This window comes from Photobacterium rosenbergii (assembly GCF_033022775.1).
Lineage (GTDB): Bacteria > Pseudomonadota > Gammaproteobacteria > Enterobacterales > Vibrionaceae > Photobacterium > Photobacterium rosenbergii_A.
On sequence record NZ_JAWJZI010000011.1, the window covers coordinates 1 to 22,979 of the forward strand.

The following is a 22,979-nucleotide window of genomic DNA, read 5'->3' on the forward strand; positions in this document are numbered from 1 at the left end:
AAACTTAATGTCTGAGGGTATTTTCACTCAACCGTAGGATCATTCAACTGATCAATGGCTTAACTGATCGGTGTTAGGCCAGAGGCCGGTTTTCGGTGTTTACAGCTGTACCCAGCTTATGGGCGGGCAACAAAGCCTACTGCTGCGTACGCTTTCTTCAGCGTTTCCGCAGCACGGGCAGACGCCTTTTCAGCACCAGCTTTCATCACTTCGTCAAGGAAGGCACGGTCAGCACGGATACGGTGGTATTCAGACTGGATAGGCTCCAGCATTGCCACAATCGCTTCACCCACATCTTTCTTGAACGGGCCGTACATCTCAACACCCTGGTACTGCGCTTCGATTTCAGCAAAGGTCTTGCCGGTTGCCGCCGAGTAAAGCCCCATCAGGTTGGAGATACCCGCTTTATTCTCGATATCGTGGGCGATACGCGGTGGTGTCTCAGTGTCGGTTTGGGCCTTATTGATCTTCTTGATAATCGACTTCGGCTCTTCCAACAGGGTGATCACGTTCTTGCGATTGTCATCCGACTTCGACATCTTCTTGGTCGCGTCCTGAAGGCTCATTACGCGTGCGTTGACTGTCGGGATGTATGGCTCTGGTACCTGGAAGATCGCTTCACCATCACCGTAGATGTTGTTGAAACGGGTCGCGATATCACGCGCCAGCTCCAAGTGCTGCTTCTGATCACTACCTACTGGCACCTGGTGGGCACCGTACAGTAGGATATCGGCCGCCATCAGTACCGGGTAGCCGAACAGGCCAACGTTTACGTCGTTGGCATGGCGCTGTGACTTGTCCTTGAACTGGGTCATGCGACTTAGCTCACCCATCTGGGTGTAGCAATTCAGCAACCAGCCAAGCTGGGCATGCTCTGGTACATGAGACTGCACAAACAAAGTGCTTTTCTTCGGATCAACGCCGACAGCCAAGCAAATCGCCAATGCGTCCAACGTTGCTTCGTGCAGCGCTTTTGGATCCTGGCGCACGGTGATGGCATGCAGGTCTACGACACAGTACTGACAATCATAATCATCCTGCATCTGTTCCCACTGACGCAGCGCACCCAGATAATTACCGATACTTAATTCACCTGAAGGCTGTACGCCACTCAATACAATGGGTTTGGTCATGATGAGATTTTCCTATGTCACAAAAAAGCTGCGGCTATCTGCCGCAGACACTATATCAATCCATGCCCGGCAAAAGGCCGAACGTACTAGCTACCTAGTTTAACCACTTCTGCCAGATGACTGAAGTGATCCAGTACAATATCTGGGTTACTTTCGCTGATCGGCTGGCCATAGTTGTAGCCGTAAGTCAGCCCCACAACATAACATGACGCCGCTTTCGCCGCCAAGATATCGTTACGGGAGTCACCGACCATCAGCATCTTCTCTGCCGTGATCTGGTGTTTATCCAGCAGCCAGTTCAGGGCATACGGATCCGGCTTTTTCAGCGGGAAGGTATCACCACCAATGACATCGACAAAAAAGTCGGCGATGCCGTGCTCTTCAAGCAAATGCGGTACGAACTGAGCCGGCTTGTTGGTCACGATAGCCATCGGGACTCCAGCCTCATGGAATGCCGCCAGCGTCTCTTTCACCCCAGGGTAAAGCGCACTCTTTTCATGACCGCCTTCTTCGTAGAAGCGATCAAACAAAGCCCTTGCTTCACGGTGCAAAGCTGGGTCGAGATCCGGAGCAACTTCAACACTCTGGCTCAGGGCGCGGCCGATGAGAATATCAGCCCCATTGCCAATCCAAGTCGTAACCTGCTCAACCGTCACACCCGCACGGCCGAGCGCGCGCATGGTCTTATCAGCTGCATCGGCCAAGTCCGGTACGCTGTCGAGCAGCGTACCGTCGAGGTCAAAAGCAATAAAATCAATACCACTCAACTGGCTCATTAGCGCTCAACCTTGGCCAGCTCAGCACGCATTTCATCAATTACAGCTTTGTAGTCCGGCTGGCTGAAAATCGCCGAGCCCGCTACGAACATATCTGCACCGGCTTCAGCGATCTCGCGGATATTGTCGACCTTCACACCACCGTCGATTTCAAGACGGATCTGACGGCCCGATGCATCGATGCGCTTGCGCACTTCACGCAGCTTGTCCAATGTCGCAGGGATGAACGACTGACCACCGAAGCCCGGGTTCACTGACATCAGCAGGATCATATCAACCTTGTCCATGATGTAGTCAAGGTAATGCAGTGGGGTCGCCGGGTTGAATACCACGCCAGCTTGGCAACCGTGCTCTTTGATCAGCTGCAGTGAGCGATCCAGGTGTTCAGTTGCTTCGGCATGGATGGTGATCATGGTTGCACCAGCCTTGGCAAAGTCAGGAATAATGCGGTCCACCGGCTTCACCATCAGGTGTACGTCGATCGGCGCAGTAATACCGTAGTCACGTAGGGCCTTACACACCGGGGCACCGAAAGTCAGGTTCGGTACGTAGTGGTTGTCCATCACGTCAAAGTGCACAACATCGGCACCTGCTGCCAATACTTTCTCTACATCCTCGCCAAGACGAGCAAAATCTGCAGACAGGATAGATGGAGCGATCAAAAAGTCCTTCATGTTCAGCCTCTATACGGTACAAACGAAAACGTTATCGGAAGTCGGCGCAATTCTACCCGATCATCAGGATGATGTCTTACCGGATTTCACCATGGGTGTGCCACAGGGCAGCTACACTTATCCTCAGGCTGCCGTATATGGCAGATAAAAAATATGGCAAACCACGGTAACGGTGTTACTTGGGTATATACGGAGATAAACCATGGCTGAGCGCAAACCGCCCCGCCCCAACTTGCTAAAAAGCATTGCCGGGGCACTGTTCGGGGTGCAGTCGGAGAAAAACAGGGAGATAGATTTCAGCCAGCAGCGCCCGCTGCCATTCATTGTGGCCGGTATCGCTGCTATCGCGTTGTTTGTCGGGGTATTGGTTGCTATCAGCCAGCTAGTAACGAATGGTTAGCGGGCTGGCAAGCTGTGCTTAGGCCTGTGACGGCTTGAACAAGGCCAGTAGCTCATCGACCTTATTACGGCCACCGCCGTTGCGGCTGATGGTTCGCTTCACCTTGACCACAGACAGCTCAGCACCGTGGTAAAGGCGACGGGTCAACGTCGTGTCGTGGTTGGAGATCAGCACCGGGATATCACGCTCGGTCGCCGCTCTCTCGGCCGCATCGGCCAATGCAGCCTGATCATCCAAGCTAAAACCATTGCCTGCGTAAGAGGTGAAGTTCGCCGTGGTTGATAACGGCGCATACGGCGGATCGCAGTAGATGACACTGCCCTTGCGAGCACGAGAGAATGTCTGGTGGTAGCCCTCACAGACAAAGGTCGCGCGCTTGGCCTTTTCGGCAAAGAAATACAGCTCATCTTCCGGGAAGTACGGCTTTTTGTACGAGCCGAACGGCACGTTGAAGCCGCCCTTCTTGTTGTAACGGCACAGGCCATTGAAACCATGGCGGTTCATATACAAAAAGTACAGGGAGCGCAGGTAAGGATCCTGGGTACTATTGAACGCTTCACGGATCTCAAGATACGCGCCCTTCTGATTATATTCAGGAGTAAACATTGCCTTGGAGTCTCGAACGTACTGCTCGGGGTTGTCCTTGAGGATGTTGTAGAGGTTGATCAGATCTGGATTGATGTCGGCCAGCAAGTACTGCTCGAAGTTGGTATTGAGAAATACCGAACCCGCACCGACAAAAGGTTCAACCAGCTTTCGCGCTGGCGGCAAGTGGCGCTCGATCTCCTCGACCAGAGAATATTTACCTCCAGCCCATTTCAGGAATGCACGATGCTTTTTCATTCAGCTGACCACCAATACCGACTTTGTAACGAAAGGTGGCGGATTGTACACCATTTCAATCTGTGTCTGTACCGCTATAGGGAAATATCTGGCAAAGAAACGGGTTATTTAGCCCGATCCATTTCGGTATGGATCTGACGGTAGGATTTTACCCATGGATCGACCGACTGCAGCTGCGATGGCAAGCGCGTTTCGGCAATACGTGCCGATTGCACATCCGGGTAATCGCCGGTGACGATAATATACCAGGCAACACCGTTACGGCGTGTTTCATACACTTCAGCCAAGGATTCGATGTTATAGTCGAGAATAAACTGTTTGGCTGTCGGCAACGAACGCATCGCCGCCAACTGCAGCGCGTAGTGCTCCGGCGCAATAGCGCGCAACTCGCTGCCTAGCTCACCGGCAGTTGATTCAGAACTGGCAGTTTCCGGGACAGGCGCCACTTCCCCACCTTCTGACACAGCCACCGAGCTAGCCTCTGCTTCCGGCTCTGCAATCGCAGCAGAGTCCGGCAACGCATTGGTCGCCTCTATGTTGGTCTTCTCTATATTGCTCGCCTCTGATTGAAGACTCTCCTTGTCCTGCTCGGTCTCTGGCAGCTGCACCGGTTGCCCTTCCGGCAAATCCGGCTGCAAGCTTTCCTGACGGTCAGCGACTGCTTGCTCGCCAGTACCGCCCAGCTGCTGCTCATCGAGCATGGCATCGACCACATCGGAAGGGACCACCACACGAGGGGTGGTATTGGGATCACGACGGCCAACAGTCAAACCTTCGACGGACACATCCGGCGGCAAGGCATCACCATCGTCTTCAAAGGCAACAGGCACATTCGGCTTATTACTCTCAGCCGTATTACTGCCAGCAGTATCCGTATTAGCAGGCTCATCGGGCAAGCTATCCAGCTGCGCCTGCGGGATCCCGCCCGCTGTTGGCTGCTCCTCTAATGTTGGTACAAACCACCAGGCAATCGCCGCAATGGCGACTACAACCAATCCGCCCAGCAGCACCATTGGCGACACACCGCGGGATTTACTCTCAGCCATATCCTTATCCTCTGTTAAATCGAGCTTGAGCAACTCACCCGGTACAGGGGTACAGTTTGAAGCATGCTCGCGTATCCGGCGCCTTCCCTGCGCATCAAGGTGCTCGCCATCGAACATCATTTCGACCATCAACTGGGCTTCTTGTTCCGACAGCAGGCCAATTTCCACCTCCAACGGTGCATTTCCTTGACCCTGCACCAGCTGGCCAAGGTATTTATCGAGCCGCCCCGTGTGGCTGAACAACAGGACATTGACCTGCCAGCCCGGATATAGGCGCGCCTGCTGCACCACCCCCCACAGTTCTGCCACCAGCTCCTGGCTCAGCAAATGCGCATCATCCACCACGATCAATGCATTGACGGGCTGCTGCTCGAATAGGCGTTCGAGACTTTGCCCTATCGGATCCTGCTCATTGAAAACGGCTTTGGGTGCAAGTTGCTGCAGGATGATTGAACGGTGTTGGCCGTCCTGCTGGTTGGGATGGCAAAGCAACAAAGACTGATGGAAGTCCCCGGCCCAGTGTTCGAGATAGCGCTGGGAGAGCCAGGTCTTGCCTGTCCCCTCGGCACCTGTTACCTGTATAAGGTTGGAGCTAAAGCGGGTCAGGAACTGTAATCGGGAAAGAAGCTGGATTTGGGAGTCCAAATCCAGCGGGTTCAGATGCAGGCCGCGGCTCATAGGCAACCTACAGGATCAGGCTTGTACCGCTTGGCGCAGCACGTCTTCCGGTACCCCAGCAACGACTTCTGCACTGCCAATACCGGTCGGCAGGATCAAGCGAAGCTGGCCTGAAAGCACCTTCTTGTCACGCATCATATGCTTCATATAAGCATCAAAATCCATGCCTTCCGGACCATGGACCGGCAGGTTGGCTTTTTCCAACAAGCGAATGATACGTTCAACCTCTTCAGAGCAGATAAGCCCCTGCAGTTGTGCCGTACGGGCAGCCTGGACGGTACCCGCGGCAACCGCTTCGCCGTGCAGCCAATTGCCGTAACCCATTTCAGCTTCGATAGCATGGCCAAAGGTATGGCCTAGGTTAAGCAACGCCCTTACCCCAGATTCTTTTTCGTCAGCGGCAACCACGTCGGCCTTGATCTGGCAGCAGCGGCCAATGGCATAGCTCAAGGCATCATTATCGAGAGCTTGAAGCTTGTCGATGTTTTGCTCGAGCCAAACAAAGAAATCAGCGTCAGCAATAATGCCGTACTTGATCACTTCCGCCATACCGGCTGCAAACTCACGGGCCGGCAAGGTCTGTAGACAGTGGTTGTCGATAACTACTGCTTTCGGCTGGTAGAAGGCCCCAACCATGTTCTTTCCTAGCGGGTGGTTGACCGCCGTCTTGCCGCCGACCGAGGAGTCGACCTGTGCCAGCAATGTGGTCGGGACTTGCACGAAGTCCACGCCGCGCTGGAAGCAGGCAGCCGCAAAACCAACCACATCACCAATCACACCACCGCCCAAGGCAACCAGCACCACATCGCGGCCATAATTGCCTTCCAGCAGGAAGGACATGATTTGATTGAAGGTATCAAGGGTTTTGTATTGCTCGCCGTCAGCTAATGACAGCAAGGCAACATCGCATTGTAGCGAACGGATAGTCCCGATGATTTGCTCGGCATACAGCGGGGCTACCGTTTCATTACTGACCACAACAACGCGTCGACCTGCTTGGATAGCAGAGGAAAATAGCGCCGGGTTATCGAATAACTCGGCGCCGATTGAGATTGGGTAACTTCTGTCACCAAGATTGACGTTGATCCGTTCCATGGCCAGTTCTCTTTATTGATTAGCGCTCTTCTAGCATTTTGATGATTTGGTTAGCAACGACCTTGGCACTCTGATCATCAGTACGAACCACATAGTCTGCTACTTCTTCATACAATGGATTGCGCTCGCCTGCAAGTGATTCCAACACTTCGCGAGGAGTATCAGTTTGCAGTAGAGGACGCTTTTTATCGCGCTGTGTACGTGCCAGCTGCTTCTCGATAGTCGTCTCTAGGTAGACTACGATGCCACGAGCAGACAAACGGTTACGGCTTTCTTTGCTCTTCACCGAGCCGCCACCCGTTGCCAGTACAATTCCCTGCTTCTGGGTCAGATCGTCAATCACATTCTCTTCACGAACACGAAAGCCCTCTTCACCTTCAACATCGAATACCCAACTAATATCAGCACCGGTACGCTCTTCAATCACAGTATCTGAATCAAAGAACTCCATATGCAGCTGCTGTGCAAGGTGTCTACCGATAGTACTTTTGCCGGCACCCATTGGGCCGACCAGGAAAATATTTCGTTTTTCAGCCATTTTTAGCAATATTTACGCGCGGTTAATAAAACGACACCGCCCGCAGGCTTCGATAAATCAAGCCCGAGGCGCCAACTTCCTCACATTTAATTCGTGATAAGATCGAAAATTATCTCAGGACTGGGCCGCTGTTGGCAATAGCTAGGTGGGGATTTATTCAGTTCTGGCGCAATGCTGGGACGATTATTGCCCCAGCCGGCCGCCAAACTGATCACTGATAGACGATTTTGGGCGTGACAAAAATCAGCAGCTCTTTCTTACCTAACTCCTCCAATTTGTGGCGAAACAAAGCGCCTAGCACAGGAAGATCGCCCAACAGCGGCACTTTGCGCACCGCATTGTTAATAGAGTGCTGATAGATCCCACCCAGCACTACCGTCTCACCATTGGCGACCAGTACCTGAGTGCCAATGCGCTGAGTATCAATAGCCACGGCCTCCCCGGTTCCCGTTTGGACAACCTCGCCTTTTTTATCCTGAGTCACAATCAAGTCCAGCACCAGATTGCCATCCGATGTAATTTGCGGAGTCACCATCAAGCTCAGCACGGCTTTCTTAAAGCTCACAGAGACAGCACCGCTGGAAGCCGCTTCGAGATAGGGGATTTCAGTGCCCTGCTCGATATATGCCATCTTCTTGTTGGTGGTCATCAGCCTCGGGCTGGAGATAATTTCTGCTTTCTGCTCCGATTGCAGTGCCGATAGCTCCAAATCCAGCAGGATATCGCCCACTTTTGCCACCTGGAAAGCAATACTCGACGCCCCGGGCTTGGTGGCGGCCAAATTCACATTGAGAAAATCATCTACCGATGCGCCATCATCCAGTAGCCCCGATGAGTTAAGATTGCTTTCAATCGACCCGCCAATCGTGGTGCTGCCGTTGGTGTTGAGCAGCCCCCAACGTACCCCGAGCTCATCTACATCCCCCTCGTTGACCGTGACAATCCGCGCTTCTATCTCAACCTGCTCGACAGGAATGTCCAGGGCGGCAACAATATCGCGAATATTCGCTAAGCTTTCAGGAATATCATTGATGATCAGGGAATTGGTCCGCTCATCAATATGCAGCGAGCCTCTGGCTGATAACATGCTGATACCATCCTCCGCCCCCTGTAGCAAACCGCCAAGTTCAAGGGCATTGGCATAGTTTACCTTGAAGATTTCCGAGCGCAGCGAAGCAAGCTCTTCGGCTTTGCGCTTTGACTCCAGGGCCTGCTGTTCACTGCGGGCAAGCTCTTCCTTCGGCGCGACCATCAATACCGCCCCCTGCTCACGCTTATCCAGCCCTTTGGCTCGCAGGATAATATCCAGCACCTGCTGCCAAGGCACTTTATCCAAACGCAGCGTTAAATTTCCCTGTACCGAATCCGACACCACCAAGTTGAAATCATTGTATTCGGCAATCAGCTGCAGGACATTTCGGACCGGAACATCTTGGAAGTTAATGGAAATGGGTTTGCTGTCATAGGTTATCCCCTCGCCATGCGACTGACCACCCGTTGCGACTAAAGCCGGCTGCACCGTCACCAACAGCCGAGACTCACCTGCCTTTTCCCGGGTCACGTAGTCGTAGCTGTAATCTCCCTTTACCGACAACACCAAGCGGCTACCGCTCTCGCTCTGGAACGTCTCAACCGCCAACACCGGGGTGCCAAAGTCCTTGACGTCAAGCACATAAACCAGCTCTTGGGGCAACTTTGCCTGCGCCAGTTCAATCACCAGTTGCTTGTCCAAACGCCTGGCACCGATCTCTACCTTGCTGCTGGGCAACACCACCTCCAGCACACCACCCCCTTGGGCATTGCGGGTAAAGTCAATGCTGCTGATCTGATCAACCTCACTGGCAGCTACCGTATAGCTAACCAGCAACGCAAGCACAGCCGACACCAACCAGAGCCCCCGAACCGCTTTCTTTGCCCATATCATCCTCAGGGCATGCAACCTAATCCTTGTCATCTATTCCATCTCTACTCTGGTACTTCTAGCGATGCCAGTTTCAATGTAGCCGGGAGCTTCAACCAGCAGCCTTCCCCATCCGGCATAATTTGTTCTATCGCCACCTTATCGGCCGTCACTTCCATCACCCGGCCATGATTCCTGCCGATATAACTTCCCACGCGCACCTTGGCCAGGATACCTTCAGGGGTATATATCAGCGCCCATTCCTTGCCTGCCCCGCCAATCACCCCGCGCATGCTGAGCTGATCCAGCGAAAAGCTTTCCAGCGGCGAACTGCGCTGCCTGAGCTCGGGTTGCCAACACACCTTGCCATCCTCACGCTCAGGCACGGCCACCTCGGGCTTGGGCTGCTGGAAAGGAACCCGCTGGCTGCTCATGACAAACACTTCCGCCTTGAAGACCGGTTGCTCGTCGAGCGGTTCGACGCGAGCCACCGCACGTTGGTAAGTTTGGTTGATAAACAGCTCGACCGAGTCTTCATTGGCTTGGCACCCCATCAATCCCAGCCAGAGCCCTAGAGCCAAAATGGATTTGTCTGTGCTTTTCATCATCCCTCCACCGGCGGGGCCTTGAAGCGATAGGTTGTCGCCGATACCTTGAGCTGCAACAGATCCTGCTGCGGCTTACTCCAGCGCAAATCGATATCTTTCAGTGAGACAATGCGAGGCAATTGGGCAATATCGGCTGCAAACCGGCCGATATCTTCATACTGGCCCACCACATTGATATTGAGCGGCAGTTCGAAATACAGAGGATGCTCTGCCCTGGACGCCCATTCAATACGTTGAAACTCCAGTCCGTTTCGCACCCCGATATCATTGACGCTGGCCAGCAAGCTCGATAGTTCGTCTTCTTCAGGCAGTTGCTCGACCACCTGCTGGTAACGCACCTGCAGGATATCTACCTGCTCCCGAACCCGGGGCAGTGCTGCAACTTGGTTGGCCCGCCTAACAAGATGCTGGCGCAACTCCAGCTCCTGCGACTTGAGGCCATCGAGCGCATCCAGCTTCGGTGAAACCCAGTACCAATAGCCTGCCAGCACAACCAGACAAGCCACAGCCAGGGTGACCAACACCTGGGCGGGCAACGGCCAATCCGGCATTTCATCTAGCTCAAGATCCTGCCAATCTATCATCGTCGCTCCTTGACGTTGCCAGCGGCAGGTTCTGAAACCAGCTCAAACGAAGCCTTGAACCGGATCAGAGCCTGCTTCTCATTGGCCCGAACTATCGAATGCATAGTGACATCGTTTACCCATTCGGATTGCTCGGCATTGGCCAACAAGGTGGCCAAATGCCCATTGGACTCACCCCGGCCACTGAACTTCACCCGGTTTCCCGTCAACGAAATATCTTCGAGATAGACACCTTGCGGAACCAAACCGGGTAGTAGGCTCAACAGCTGGGTAATATGATTTCGGCCTTTTTGGATATCGGTGATCACCGACAGTCGTTTGAGCAAGGCCTCGCGCTGGACATCCATTTCAGGCAATAGAGAAAGCTTATTTTCAAGCAAGGTGATTTCTTGGTCGATTCGGGAATTTCGTCCCTTCTGCAGTGCAAGCTGGCCATCAAGCAGCCAGCCCCCCATACCGACCAGCAGCACAATGGCAAACACCGCGCTCCCCAGCATCCAGCCGAAGCGCTGCCTGTAGCGTTTTCGCCCCTCTTCCCGCCATGGCAGTAAATTGACCTTTGCTATCATTCGTGACATCCCCGAATCGCCAGTCCCGCAGCAACGGCAAACTGACCGAACGACTTTCCGTCCAGGGCCAAATCCAGCTTGGCCGAGCGGCGAAATCCTGACAGCGGCTGCATCTTTCGCACCGAGACCGACAACATCCTTGCCAGCATCTCCTCGATAACCAAACCCTGACCGCCGCCAGACAGCCAGATCCCCTGCAAAGCCGAGCGAGGGTAGGTCGTGCTGTAAAGCTGTAACTGCCGTTTCAGCTGATCGGCCAGCTGCTTGGTAAACTGCTCGGCTTTATCGGCGCTGCTACCGCCCCAGGCATGCTCAGCCTCGGAAAGGGTTTCGCAGCCAAATGACACCTCGCGCCGGTAAACGGTTCCAGCCGGCCCCCGGATCCCAATCGCAGTCGCCGTCTGGCCAATATCAACGATGCCCCACTCACTGTCGTTACCATCACTGCTACCTTGCCGTTCAGCCTGATATTGCTGCAACCAAACCAGGGCATGGGTTTGCAGCTCCATAACTTCCGGCTCAAACCGAGCCTGGCGAAGCACCTCTACCCGACTATCGATAGTTTCCTTGCGCGCGGCATATACCTGAACCGGATGGGTTTGGCTGGGCTCAGCAAATGTCTCGCCGAACATTTCCCCCACCATGGGGAAGAAATCCAGCCTGAGCTCCTCGACAGGAAAAGGTGACGAAGCACTGATAGCCTGTTCTACCGCAAAGACGGATTCTTCTTCAGTAAGGTGGCTATCTAGCTGGATCACCTTGCTGATAATCGCGCTATCGGGCAAAGCCATTACCGCCTGCCGGGCACCGAACGGTAGGCTTTTTTTTAATTTACGCACGGCTGACAACAGGGCAGGACTGTTTACGCTATTCTGCTTGTTTAACACTGGGGCGGGCAATTCCACTTCGGAAAAGGCAACAAGCTCGAGCTCAGGCTTTTTCTGTCTCAAGACCACCGCTTTAATGCTGTGATGGCCGATATCAATCCCAATAGTTAGTGGGTTCCGAAACATACCGTGCTATGCTCCCTTTTTAGACAGAACAGCGAATTACTTATTTAAAACAAACACCAGCAATTTAGCGTTAAATTTCCTCTAGTTACCTTTATACTACTTGTGGGAAGCGATGAAACGCATGAATGCTGGTGTAACGGGAAATCTCAAGTGAAGTTCATAAAGCGATTACTCATACTTGCAATTGTTTGCATAATTCTTGGAGTCACTACAATTTTTGGCTTTTACCTTTACGTAAAACCAGAACTGCCAGATGTTGCCACCCTGAAAAATGTTGAATTACAGACACCTATGCAGGTTTTCAGCGCTGACGGCAAACTGATCTCCCAATTCGGCGAGCAACGCCGGATCCCGCTGACACTTGATGAGATCCCACCGCAGATGATCAATGCGGTCCTGGCTACAGAAGACAGCCGCTATTACGATCACCCTGGTATTGACCCAATCGGTATCGCTCGCGCCGCTTTTGTCGTTGCCACCTCAGGCTCGGCCAAGCAAGGGGCAAGTACTATTACCCAGCAGCTAGCACGTAATTTCTTCCTTTCCAATGAGAAGAAGATAATGCGTAAGGTCAAAGAGATCTTCATCGCCATCCATATCGAGCAGCTGCTGACCAAAGATGAAATCCTTGAGCTTTACCTCAACAAGATTTATCTGGGCTACCGCGCCTACGGTGTCGGTGCCGCTGCACAGGTTTACTACGGTAAAGAAGTCAGCCAGCTGACACTGAGCGAGATTGCGGTCATTGCCGGCCTGCCTAAAGCACCGTCAACCATGAATCCGCTTTATTCGGTTAGCCGCGCAACAGCCCGCCGCAATGTGGTACTGGGCCGTATGCTGGCTGAAAACCACATCACCCAGGCCGAGTTTGACCAAGCACGCGCCGAGCCTGTTGTCGCTCGTTATCACACCGCCGAGATTGAGCTGAGCGCCCCGTATTTTGCCGAGCAGGCCCGTGCATGGATGATCAACCGCTACGGCGAAGATGCCTACACTTCAGGCATGCGCGTCTTCACCACGGTCGATCCGAAATTGCAAAATGCTGCCCAACAGGCTGCCATCGACAATCTGTTAGGTTACGATCAACGCCACGGTTTCCGCGGTGCCGTTGAAACACTATGGAAGCCAGAGCAAGCGGCGTGGTCTAACGAGCAAATCAACGACCACCTAGCCAAGCAGCCAACCTATGGCCAGCTGATCCCTGCAGTCGTCACTCAGGTAGAGGGCAAATCGGCCACGGTTCAGGCAAAAGGCGGCGACCAACACACCCTTGAATGGGATGGCATGAAGTGGGCACGCAAGTTCATCACCGATAACCGCCAGGGGCCTGCACCGAAAACCGCCACTGACATCCTGGCTGCCGGTCAGCAGATCTGGGTTCAGCAGCGCGGCGAAAATTGGGTGTTGAGCCAGGTACCTGATGCCAATACCGCGTTTGTGGCAGTCTCGCCGCAAGACGGTGCGGTAAAAGCCATGGTCGGTGGTTTCAACTTCGTCCACAGTAAATTCAACCGTGCAACCCAATCGATTCGCCAGGTAGGCTCGGCCATCAAGCCATTTATCTACTCGGCAGCGCTGGACAACGGCATGACACTGGCTAGCTTGGTCAATGATGCCCCGATCAACCGCTGGGATCAGAGTATGGGCACCGCGTGGCGTCCGAAGAACTCACCACCGACATACAACGGCCCGACTCGCCTGCGTATTGGCCTGGCCCAGTCGAAAAACGTGATGGCGGTTCGCGTACTGCAGAACGTCGGCCTGGATGAGACCATCGACTTCCTGACCCGCTTCGGCTTCAAGAAAAAAGATCTACCACGCGCAGAGCCGCTGGCACTGGGTGCCGGTAGCCTGACGCCGCTGGAAGTCGCGCAAGGCTTTGCCGTCTTTGCCAACGGTGGCTACTACGTAGAGCCGTACTTCATCGAACGTGTTGAAGACCCATACGGTAACGTGGTCTTCCAGGCCAACCCGACGGTAGTATGCAACGACGAATGCCAGCAGCAACAAGGTCTTACTGCCCAGCAGCAACCTTCGCATCCGACTCTGAGTGATATTGCCATCAGCGAAGAGGAGCTGACTGACGAGCAACAACCACCAGGCCCTCACTACGCCCAGCAGGTGATCACCGAGCAGAACGCCTTCCTGGTTCGTGAAATGCTGGAAAGCAACATCTGGGGTGGCGGTGACTGGCGCCACGGCACAGGCTGGAACGGTACCGGCTGGCGTGGCCAGGTACTCAAGCGCCGTGATGTTGGTGGCAAGACCGGAACCACCAATGACTCGAAAGATGCTTGGTACTCTGGTTTCGCTCCGGGTATCGTGGCAACCGCCTGGGTCGGTTTCGATGATCACAGCCGCAACCTTGGCCGTACGGCATGGAACAACAACCAGGACAAGGACCAGATCTCCGGCGCTGAAGCAGGTGCGAAAACAGCCCAGCCAGCATGGATTGAGTTCATGAAAGAAGCCCTGGAAGATGTCCCGGTTCAGCGCAAGCAGCTACCTGAGCACATTATCCAGGTCCGTATCGACCGTGATAGCGGCAAGCTCAGCAGCCAGAACGACTACACGTCGATGTTCGAGTACTTCGAGGAAGGCACCGAGCCAACGGAGTCGGTCAGTGATTCTGCTTCAGAGGGGATTTTCGAATCCGATAGCTCTGACGAGCTATTCTAAAAGGCCTGAATCCAAAACAAAAACAGAGCGCACCGCGCTCTGTTTTTTTATCTCTCTTTTTTCTGTTTGTTTACAGCTACCAATAACTTAAGCTGGCTGTGGCGCCGGAAGCTGCTCCTCCAGGTGTGCCTGGATCAACTCAGCCAACTTTTCATAGCGCCCTTTAAGCGGCGAACCCGGGCGGTAAGCCAAGGTGATCAAACGGCTCGGTACCGGATCCTCGGCAGAGATATAACATACCCCATCCCGGCGATGCTCTTTCGGTGTCGCCAACTTCGGCATCAGGGTGATCCCACTTCCCGCCGCGACCATGTTTCGCAGGGTTTCCAGGCTCGTCGCTTTGAAGCTGCCGTCTTCCTGGGCCCCTGCGGCAAAGCAGAACCCCATCGCCTGATCCCGCAGGCAATGCCCGTCACCCAGCATCAGCAATGTATGGCCATGCAACTCCTCCATCGGTAACGACTGAAGTGCAGACCACGGGTGATCTTCCGGCACTGCCAGTACCATCGGTTCATGGTAAAGCGGCAACTCGATAAACGGCTCACTTTCTTTCACCGCTGCCAGAATAATGCAATCTAGCTTGCCATCTTCCAACTGCTGTACCAACTGGTGGGTTTGCGCTTCGTGAAGAAACAACTCCAGCTCAGGAAAATTGGCTTTTATCTTGGGGATGATATGCGGCAACAGGTAAGGCCCGACAGTCGGAATAAAGCCGATATGCAGCGGCCCTGACATACTGCCACCTTGCTGGCTGGCAAGCTCAGTCAGTACCTTGACCTCCAGCAACACCTTCTGCGCCTGTGCCACCAGCGCCAATCCCGCGTCAGTGAACAGCACCTTGCGGCTGGTTCGCTCCAGCAGTGCCACCCCCAGCTCTTCTTCCAGCTTGCGGATCTGGCCGCTCAGCGTCGGCTGGCTAACAAAACAGGCTTCAGCCGCCTTGCGAAAATGCTTGTGCTCCGACAGTGCCACCAGATATTCGAGATCGCGAATATTCATCACTTACCACTTTGATAGAAATTAACTATCAAAACCATAACACCAAACGATTAGAGCTATCAATATCAAAGTTGCATAATCATCACACCTACAGAGATGCTACCACCCTTAGCCTACGCGCCCCTCAGGCCGCAGCACAGTACCTCAGGTATTCCATAGGCGGTAAATATCGGTGGTAGCAAAGAGCCAGAAGCATTTCTTGGCTAACATCTAACTGACAACAGATAGGACCTGTCTGGCGGGCCCAGACCGGCATAAATTGCAAGGCTTGGCTGGCAATGGCATTTCTGGCAAAGCTTGATTGGAGAGAAGATATGAAAACCCTGAATGTTGATGTTGCAGTGATCGGCGGCGGTACCGCAGGACTTGGCGCTTACCGAGCAGCCAAAGCCCATACCGACAGTGTTGTGATGATTGAAGGCGGCCCTTACGGCACCACCTGTGCCCGCGTCGGTTGCATGCCATCGAAACTGCTGATTGCAGCGGCAGAAAGCGTTCACCAGGTCGAAAAAGCCCCGGGTTTCGGTATCCACCCACAAGGTGAAATCGTCATCAACGGCCGGGAAGTCATGGACCGCGTAAAGCGTGAACGTGACCGTTTCGTTGGCTTTGTTCTGGAAGGTGTTGACGAGATCCCAGCCGAAGGCAAGATTGCCGGTTATGCCAAATTCATCGACAACAACACCTTAGTTGTTGACGACCACACGACGGTTCATGCCAAGCGTATTGTGATTGCTACCGGCTCACGCCCGGCCTACCCTGCCGTATGGAATGAATTGGGTGACCGATTGATTATCAACGATGACGTGTTCAACTGGGATGATCTGCCAAAAGCCGTCGCCGTATTCGGCCCGGGGGTTATCGGCCTAGAGCTTGGCCAGTCACTCAAGCGCCTTGGTGTGGAGGTAATGATGTTTGGCTTGGGTGGCCAAGTCGGCCCACTAACTGATCCAGAAGTCATGGCGTATGCCAACAATACCTTCAATGAAGAATTCTACCTCGATGCTGACGTGCGTATAGAAAGTATGAAACGTATCGATGATGAAGTCGAAATCCAATACATAGACAAACAAGGTGTCCTACAAGTTATCAATGTCGAGTATGTACTGGCCGCAACCGGCCGCCGCCCGAACGTCGACAAACTGGATATCGAAAATACCACCATCGAGCTGGATACCCGCGGGGTACCGGTAGCCGATTACTACACCATGCAGACATCAGTCGCGTCGATTTTCGTTGCCGGCGATGCCAGCAACCAGATCCCGCTGCTGCACGAAGCCGCCGACCAGGGCCGCATCGCAGGTGACAACGCCGGCCGTTTCCCGGATATCCGTGCCGGCCACCGCCGCTCGAAGATCTCGGCAGTATTTTCGGACCCGCAGATTGCCATGGTGGGTGAAACCTACAAAGACATTACCGACCGCCTAGGCCAATGCGGCTGCTTCGAAACCGGCGAAGTCTCGTTCGAAAACCAAGGCCGCTCCCGTGTAATGCTGCGCAACAAAGGCATACTGCATGTCTACGGCGAACAAGGTACCGGCCGCTTCCTGGGTGCCGAAATGATGGGCCCGAATGCCGAGCACCTCGCGCACCTCCTGGCCTGGGCGCACCAGAACAAGATGACCGTTGCCGAAATGCTGGATATGCCATTCTACCACCCGGTTATCGAGGAAGGTGTCCGTACTGCACTGCGCGATCTGAACGCCAAATTGCACCTTGGCCCTGAAATGATCAAGCACTGCCTTGACTGTGGCCCGGGCTGTTAAGACCTGACTGAAACGAACTCTCCCTTGGACTAATGACCAGCCCTCCTTGTGAGGGCTTTTTTTGTTTCCGGCAGCTGTCATCAAAGATAAACTGCGTGGGGCAATAAGGGAGAATAACCATATGGAATGCCAAACCTGCACTCGCTCTGAATTCTGGCAGAAACTCGGCCGCTGCCGGCGTTGTATTCGCCAGTTAGCGGTATTAAGCCCGCTGGGCTGGACAAGCTGGTTCATTTTCTACCGCCACTCCCCCACCACCATCGAGGCTATTACGCTTTTTGTTGCGGCCAGCAGTATGACTTTACTGCTGCTGGCCCATGGTATCCGCGCCTGGCAGCTGGGTATAAAGGCTAACCGTATAAAGCCAGCAGATAAAAAAAGCCCGACACAAATGCCGGGCAAATAGACTAAGAGAATTAATGTGTTATCCAGAAGCGCTGTCGCAGTGGCTTACGCCACATTCACTGTTGGGATCACCTGCTCCTGATCCATCCGAACTTCCAGTGCTACCTCATCACAGGCATGCTGGCGCGGACAGCGATCACAATCTTTCATCACCTTCTCAGGCAGCAGCGACTTGGAGGTCGGGACAAAGCCTTGTTTCATGAAGAACTCCGGCACCCGGGTCAGCACAAACACCTTCTTGATGGCCATCTGCCCGGCTTTCTCGATCAGGTGATCAACAATTGCCTTGCCCTGTCCCTGATGCTGCCAGCCAGCTTCCACGCCCAGCGAGCGGATTTCAGCCAAGCCAGAATCATACACATACAGCGACGCGCAACCGGTGACCGTACCGTGATGCTCGGCGACTGCAAACGAGCCGATATCGCGAACCAGTTCATTGCGCATCCGCGGCAAGTTCTCACCCAGGCCAGACCAGTAAGCCACCATCCCTTCGATGGCATCGAGATCAGTCAGGCGTGCCCCGCGGACCTTGACCACCGGTGAGTAGCGTTTCTCGAGGCGCTTCTCGGCCTGGTCAATGGCAAAATCAACCTGGTTCGGCGCAACCCCGCCGAGCGCACAGCGTTTTTCAAGGCACGACTCGATAGTCAGGATCGGATACACATCTTCATCAATCACTTCGGAGAAGGCTTTCATCTCGGCCAGTGACAACTCTTCGAGCGCACAGCCCTTCTCGATAGCGGCAACAACAGCCACACCGACAATATGGTGGGCCTCACGGAACGGGATCCCTTTAGCAACGAGGTAATCCGCCAGCTCGGTGGCATTGGAGTAACCCTGCATCGCCGCTTCCAGTGTCCTGTCCTTGTTGACCTTGATCCCTTCAAAGCACAGCGCAGCCATTTCCATACACTCGTACCAGCTGTCCAGCGCATCGAACAAGCCTTCCTTGTCTTCCTGCATGTCCTTGTTATAGGCCAGCGGCAGCGCCTTGACCGTCATCATCATGCCGGTCATCGCACCGTAGACCCGGCCACACTTGCCACGGATCAGCTCGAGCGCATCCGGGTTTTTCTTCTGCGGCATCAACGAAGAACCGGAGGTCACCGTATCAGCAAGCTCAATGAAGTTAGACTCACCGGAGTTGTAGAAGATCAAATCTTCTGCCATCCGCGACAGGTGCAGCATCGAAATAGACGCCGTCGACAGCAACTCCATCACATGGTCACGGTCGGACACCGAATCCAGGCTATTGCGTGTCGCACGCTGGAAGCCTAGGCTATGGGCCAGCACCTCACGGTCTATCGGATAAGCGGTACCCGCTAGTGCACCGGAGCCCAGCGGACAGGTATCTAACCGGTCCAGCGCATCGGACAAGCGCGAGTAGTCACGCTCGAACATTTCAACATAGGCCAAGCACCAGTGGGCAAAGGTCACCGGCTGTGCACGTTGCAGGTGGGTATACCCCGGCAAGACTGTCGCCTGATGCTGGCGGGCAACGGTCACCAGCTGGTTCTGCAGCTGATCCAACATTAGCAGTAACTGCTGCCCCTGCTGGCGGCACCATAGTTTGAGATCCGTCGCGACTTGGTCATTACGCGAACGCCCCGTGTGGAGCTTCTTGCCCAAATCGCCGACCTTGCCTATCAGCTGCTGCTCAACCCAGCTATGGATATCTTCGGCATCAGACCGCAGGATCTGTTTCGGATCCTCCATCACTGCCAGCTTGAGCTCATTGAGTGCTAACTCGAGGCGCTGCTGCTCCTCGTCCGTCAGCACATTGACCTGGCGCAGCGCCTTCGACCAGGCGATCGAGCCGACGATGTCCTGCTCCGCCAAACGGTAATCAAAACGCAATGAGTCGTTGAACTGCTTAAACCGTGTGTCAGCCGCCTGACTGAACCGTCCGCCCCATAGTGCCATGGCCTTTCTCCTATGTATCTTGCTCGACTTGCTCGTTATTTATAATGTCGTGGTCTGGGTTATTTCTTTTGTTCGTTCAGCGCACGGATACGGCTTGCCAACGAGTAAAGGCGGATAAAGCCACCAGCATGGCTGTGATCGTAAACCTCGTCCTCGCCGAAGGTCGCGAACTCTTCGGAGTACAGGCTATTGGCCGAACGCTTCTGTACTACCGTAGCTTGGCCTTTATACAGTTTAACGACAACCTCGCCGCTCACATCTTGTGACAGCTCTTCAGCAGCAGCCAGCAGAGACTTGCAAAGCGGGGTAAACCAACGGCCATCGTAGATAAGGTGTGAGGCTTTCAGGCCAATACTTTCACGGAACTCAAACGAGTCTTTGTCCAGCACTAACTGTTCTACCGCACGTAGGGCTTCATTCATAATGGTGCCACCCGGGGTTTCGTAGCAGCCACGGGACTTGATCCCGACCAGGCGGTTCTCGACGATATCGATACGGCCAACGCCGTGCTCGGCACCTTTCTGATTGAGGTAAACCAGCGCGTTGTAAGGCGACATGGCTTCACCGTCAACAGCCACAATCTCGCCTTTCTCGACCAGGATAGAAACTTGCTCAGGTTTTTCCGGTGCGTCTTCAGGATCCTTGGTCCATACCCAGCACAGTTCATTCGGCTGGTTCCAGGTCTCTTCCAGCACGCCACCTTCGGTAGAGATATGCCAGGCATTGGCATCACGGGAATAGATTTTCTCCAGCGATGCTGTACAAGGGATATCACGCTCGGCCAAGTAATCCAGCAGGGCTTCACGGCTGCGCAAGTCCCACTCACGCCATGGGGCAATCACTTCCAGCTGAGGGGCTAGTGCCGCATAGGCACTTTCGAAACGCACTTGGTCATTACCCTTACCGGTACAACCATGGCAAAGGGCATCGGCACCCACTTCCAGCGCACACTCGACCTGCGCCTTGGCAATAATCGGACGGGCCATTGAGGTACCCAGCAGGTACTTACCCTCATACACCGCACCTGTTTTCAGGCTTGGGTAGATGTAATCCTTGACCATCTCTTCTTTCAGATCGGCGATGTAACAAGCAGAAGCACCAGAAGCCAACGCTTTCTCTTCGATGCCTTCCAGCTCTTCTTCACCCTGACCAACATCGGCCACGAATGCCACGACTTCACAGTCATAGTTTTCCTTCAGCCAAGGAATGATTGCCGAGGTGTCCAGACCGCCGGAATAAGCCAATACTACTTTATTTACTTTGCTCATAACTCTCTCCTGATTGCCTGTTCGACGGTCTTCCCGCTCAGGCGCTATCTCAATCCGTGTTTCTAACGTGTGTCTAAATTTGTGTTCTTTTACCGCCTGCATTACGCCTGCGGGGAAAATTTGGTTCCGATGCTCTGGCCATCAAACAATGCCGCCAGCTTATCCGGATAACGCCAGGTCGCGACTTCAATCGAGCGCCCAAGGGCATTGGCGGCTTCAAAAGCGGCACGAACCTTGACGACCATGCCGTCAGTGATCACCGCCTGGGCAATCAAAGCTTCAGCCTGCGGCTCGGTCAGCTCGCTAATAAGCTTGCCCTTGCCGTCCAGCACGCCGCTGACATCTGAAAGCAGCACCAACTCACCATCCAGCGCAGCCGCAACAGCGACGGCCGCCTGATCGGCATTGACATTCATCAGCTGGCCGTTGCCATCAAGGCCAATTGAACTGACAATCGGCAAGAAGCCCGATGCCATCATTTGGCTGACCAAGCTACTGTCACCCGGCTCGGCCTTGCCCACCGCACCCAATTCAGGATCCAGTTCGGTCACTTTACACAAACCACCATCAGCCAGGCTCAAGCCGACGGCGGGTACGCCCGCTTTTTGCGCCTGCCCCTGCAGCAGCTTGTTGGCAGTCCCTGCCAATGCACCAGCGATGTAAGGAATTTGTTCGGCCGGTGTGACTCGTAGCCCTTCTTTTTTCACCGTTTCCAGTTGCAGCTTGGCCATCAGATCATCGACCAGGTAGCCACCGCCATGGACCAGCACCAAAGGACGCTGGGCCTGCTTCTGGTAAGCGCTGATCGCACCGAACAGTTTTTCTAAGGTCTCACCGCAAGACAGAACGGCACCACCGAGCTTTATTACCAAAGGAACCTGACTCATCGCTATTCTCCTAACCTTATACCAACGCTGTAAGCTGAGGGAAACCATTTCGAATATTTATGCACTGCATCGCTTGCGATGATGCGCCTTTGAGCAGGTTGTCAATCGCAGACGTTAAAATAATGTGTCCACCTTGTACCTGCCAGCCGATATCGCAGAAGCAGGTACCGACCACACTCTGAAGCTTCGCCGCCTGCTGGCCCAGCAAACGAACGGCATGTTTGTCGCCGTCAGCACCATAGGCTGTTTGCATCGCAGCCTCGACCTGCCCGGCAGTAACACCATCGGCCAACTTGGCAGCGATGGTCGCGAGGATCCCCCGTTTGAAGTTGCCGAGATGGGGGGTAAAGATAATGTCCTGGCCCAGGTGGGTGGCAATTTCAGGCTGGTGGCGGTGGTTGAAAATACCGTATGCCTGCAGGCTGACTTCGCAGAAGCTGTTGGTCATCGACGCCTTGCGCCCTGCACCGGAGACACCGCTTACCGCATTGATCACCGGCCACTGCTGGGTATCTAGGAGCCCACTTTCTAGCAGTGGCTTTAAAGCCAGCTGCGAAGCGGTTGGGTAGCAGCCTGGAACGGCAACAAGCTGGGCACTGGCAATCGCGTCATGGTTCCATTCGGCAAGACCGTACACCGCTTTCTCTAACCACGCTGGGAACTGGTGTTCAAAGCCATAGAACTGGGTATAAAACGCATCGCCCTGAACCCGAAACGCCCCGGACAAGTCAAACACCTGGCAACCACACTCCAAAAATACCGGCGCCAAGTCATGGCTGACTTCATGGGCGGTTGCCAGCAAGACGATATCACCAGCCTGTGCCACATCTTGCGGCGCGCAAAGCGGCTGCAACGGCAAATCAACAATGCCTTTTAACTGGCCGTGCAACTCACTGATCGGCTTATTGGCATCAAGGCTATTGGCCGAAACGAACAATCCCGCCAGGTTGAGTTTTGGGTGAAGGTGTACCATTTTGGCCAGCTCTGCGCCGGTGTAGCCGCTGGCACCGATAATATAGGTGTTCAACATATTCAATCCGTGTCTTTTGGTTTGTGGGTGCTTTGATTTTAGGGGTGTAGCTAGCAGCAAGGCTGCCTCGGGATGGGGTGCGCAGAGGCACCAAGCGAAACTCAGCGTCGTCGGAGGGCGTATTGTGATTGGCTAGTCGCTTGGTTCATGGGGCTTCGTACCTAT

Annotated in this window: 22 protein-coding genes; 5 read left to right on the plus strand and 17 right to left on the minus strand. The window is 54.2% G+C overall.

The window, feature by feature from the left end:
- Nucleotides 1-116 precede the first annotated feature (116 nt).
- The 3 genes from trpS to rpe form a co-directional block, all read right to left on the minus strand.
- The gene (trpS, locus tag R2X38_RS19680; protein ID WP_187461868.1) at nucleotides 117-1,133 is read right to left on the minus strand and encodes a tryptophan--tRNA ligase; all 1,017 of its coding nucleotides are present in this window, start codon (nucleotides 1,131-1,133) and stop codon (nucleotides 117-119) included.
- 86 nt (nucleotides 1,134-1,219) lie between these two features.
- Nucleotides 1,220-1,909 (minus strand): phosphoglycolate phosphatase, encoded by a 690-nt coding sequence (locus R2X38_RS19685; protein WP_317524047.1) that lies wholly within the window; start codon nucleotides 1,907-1,909, stop codon nucleotides 1,220-1,222.
- Nucleotides 1,909-2,583, minus strand: coding sequence for a ribulose-phosphate 3-epimerase (gene rpe / locus R2X38_RS19690; RefSeq protein ID WP_039469006.1), 675 nt, complete (start codon nucleotides 2,581-2,583; stop codon nucleotides 1,909-1,911). Before rpe ends, R2X38_RS19685 begins: the two co-directional genes overlap by 1 nt.
- On the opposite strand from rpe, the gene R2X38_RS19695 reads away from it, so the two are divergent.
- Together R2X38_RS19695 and R2X38_RS19700 are read left to right on the plus strand one after the other, a co-directional pair.
- A complete protein-coding gene (locus R2X38_RS19695) occupies nucleotides 2,582-2,731 on the plus strand; it encodes a hypothetical protein (RefSeq protein WP_317524049.1) in 150 nt (49 codons plus the stop codon). The two genes, rpe and R2X38_RS19695, sit on opposite strands and share 2 nt — an antisense overlap.
- Before the next feature lie 54 nt (nucleotides 2,732-2,785).
- The gene (locus R2X38_RS19700) at nucleotides 2,786-2,983 is read left to right on the plus strand and encodes a DUF2970 domain-containing protein (RefSeq protein WP_317524050.1); all 198 of its coding nucleotides are present in this window, start codon (nucleotides 2,786-2,788) and stop codon (nucleotides 2,981-2,983) included.
- A gap of 18 nt (nucleotides 2,984-3,001) precedes the next feature.
- Here R2X38_RS19700 and dam read toward each other — a convergent pair whose 3' ends face one another.
- From dam to pilM, 9 genes are all read right to left on the minus strand, one after another.
- Nucleotides 3,002-3,826 (minus strand): adenine-specific DNA-methyltransferase, encoded by an 825-nt coding sequence (gene dam, locus R2X38_RS19705; protein ID WP_317524051.1) that lies wholly within the window; start codon nucleotides 3,824-3,826, stop codon nucleotides 3,002-3,004.
- Nucleotides 3,827-3,930: 104 nt separating this feature from the next.
- On the minus strand, nucleotides 3,931-5,550 hold the full coding sequence (locus R2X38_RS19710; protein ID WP_317524052.1) for an AAA family ATPase: 1,620 nt from the start codon (nucleotides 5,548-5,550) through the stop codon (nucleotides 3,931-3,933).
- 15 nt (nucleotides 5,551-5,565) lie between these two features.
- Entirely contained in the window at nucleotides 5,566-6,645 is a 1,080-nt protein-coding gene (gene aroB, locus R2X38_RS19715; protein ID WP_317524053.1) for a 3-dehydroquinate synthase, read from the minus strand.
- A gap of 19 nt (nucleotides 6,646-6,664) precedes the next feature.
- A complete protein-coding gene (gene aroK, locus R2X38_RS19720) occupies nucleotides 6,665-7,183 on the minus strand; it encodes a shikimate kinase AroK (RefSeq protein ID WP_317524054.1) in 519 nt (172 codons plus the stop codon).
- A 211-nt stretch (nucleotides 7,184-7,394) separates the two neighbouring features.
- Nucleotides 7,395-9,137, minus strand: a complete 1,743-nt coding sequence (locus R2X38_RS19725; protein ID WP_317524055.1) for a type IV pilus secretin PilQ family protein — start codon at nucleotides 9,135-9,137, stop codon at nucleotides 7,395-7,397.
- A gap of 11 nt (nucleotides 9,138-9,148) precedes the next feature.
- Nucleotides 9,149-9,688, minus strand: coding sequence for a pilus assembly protein PilP (locus R2X38_RS19730; RefSeq protein WP_317524056.1), 540 nt, complete (start codon nucleotides 9,686-9,688; stop codon nucleotides 9,149-9,151).
- Entirely contained in the window at nucleotides 9,688-10,275 is a 588-nt protein-coding gene (locus R2X38_RS19735) for a type 4a pilus biogenesis protein PilO (RefSeq protein WP_317524057.1), read from the minus strand. The genes R2X38_RS19730 and R2X38_RS19735 overlap by 1 nt, the downstream gene beginning before the upstream one ends.
- Nucleotides 10,272-10,844, minus strand: coding sequence for a PilN domain-containing protein (locus tag R2X38_RS19740; RefSeq protein ID WP_317524058.1), 573 nt, complete (start codon nucleotides 10,842-10,844; stop codon nucleotides 10,272-10,274). Before R2X38_RS19740 ends, R2X38_RS19735 begins: the two co-directional genes overlap by 4 nt.
- A complete protein-coding gene (gene pilM, locus R2X38_RS19745; RefSeq protein ID WP_317524059.1) occupies nucleotides 10,841-11,857 on the minus strand; it encodes a type IV pilus assembly protein PilM in 1,017 nt (338 codons plus the stop codon). The genes R2X38_RS19740 and pilM overlap by 4 nt, the downstream gene beginning before the upstream one ends.
- A 150-nt stretch (nucleotides 11,858-12,007) precedes the next feature.
- Here pilM and R2X38_RS19750 point away from each other — a divergent pair, with 150 nt between their 5' ends.
- Nucleotides 12,008-14,536 (plus strand): PBP1A family penicillin-binding protein, encoded by a 2,529-nt coding sequence (locus R2X38_RS19750; RefSeq protein ID WP_317524060.1) that lies wholly within the window; start codon nucleotides 12,008-12,010, stop codon nucleotides 14,534-14,536.
- Nucleotides 14,537-14,623: 87 nt separating this feature from the next.
- On the opposite strand, the gene oxyR is transcribed toward R2X38_RS19750, so the two are convergent.
- A complete protein-coding gene (gene oxyR / locus R2X38_RS19755; protein WP_317524061.1) occupies nucleotides 14,624-15,535 on the minus strand; it encodes a DNA-binding transcriptional regulator OxyR in 912 nt (303 codons plus the stop codon).
- A gap of 314 nt (nucleotides 15,536-15,849) precedes the next feature.
- On the opposite strand from oxyR, the gene R2X38_RS19760 reads away from it, so the two are divergent.
- Nucleotides 15,850-17,301: a dihydrolipoyl dehydrogenase gene (locus R2X38_RS19760; protein ID WP_317524062.1), complete on the plus strand. Its 1,452-nt coding sequence runs from the start codon at nucleotides 15,850-15,852 to the stop codon at nucleotides 17,299-17,301.
- 121 nt (nucleotides 17,302-17,422) lie between these two features.
- Nucleotides 17,423-17,707: a DUF3624 domain-containing protein gene (locus R2X38_RS19765; RefSeq protein WP_317524064.1), complete on the plus strand. Its 285-nt coding sequence runs from the start codon at nucleotides 17,423-17,425 to the stop codon at nucleotides 17,705-17,707.
- A 44-nt stretch (nucleotides 17,708-17,751) separates the two neighbouring features.
- On the opposite strand, the gene argH is transcribed toward R2X38_RS19765, so the two are convergent.
- The 4 genes from argH to argC form a co-directional block, all read right to left on the minus strand.
- Nucleotides 17,752-19,629, minus strand: a complete 1,878-nt coding sequence (gene argH, locus R2X38_RS19770; RefSeq protein WP_317524065.1) for an argininosuccinate lyase — start codon at nucleotides 19,627-19,629, stop codon at nucleotides 17,752-17,754.
- A gap of 59 nt (nucleotides 19,630-19,688) precedes the next feature.
- Entirely contained in the window at nucleotides 19,689-20,897 is a 1,209-nt protein-coding gene (locus tag R2X38_RS19775; protein WP_317524066.1) for an argininosuccinate synthase, read from the minus strand.
- A gap of 101 nt (nucleotides 20,898-20,998) precedes the next feature.
- A complete protein-coding gene (gene argB, locus R2X38_RS19780; RefSeq protein WP_317524162.1) occupies nucleotides 20,999-21,790 on the minus strand; it encodes an acetylglutamate kinase in 792 nt (263 codons plus the stop codon).
- Between the two features lie 10 nt (nucleotides 21,791-21,800).
- Nucleotides 21,801-22,814, minus strand: coding sequence for an N-acetyl-gamma-glutamyl-phosphate reductase (gene argC / locus R2X38_RS19785; RefSeq protein WP_317524067.1), 1,014 nt, complete (start codon nucleotides 22,812-22,814; stop codon nucleotides 21,801-21,803).
- Between the last annotated feature and the right edge of the window lie 165 nt (nucleotides 22,815-22,979).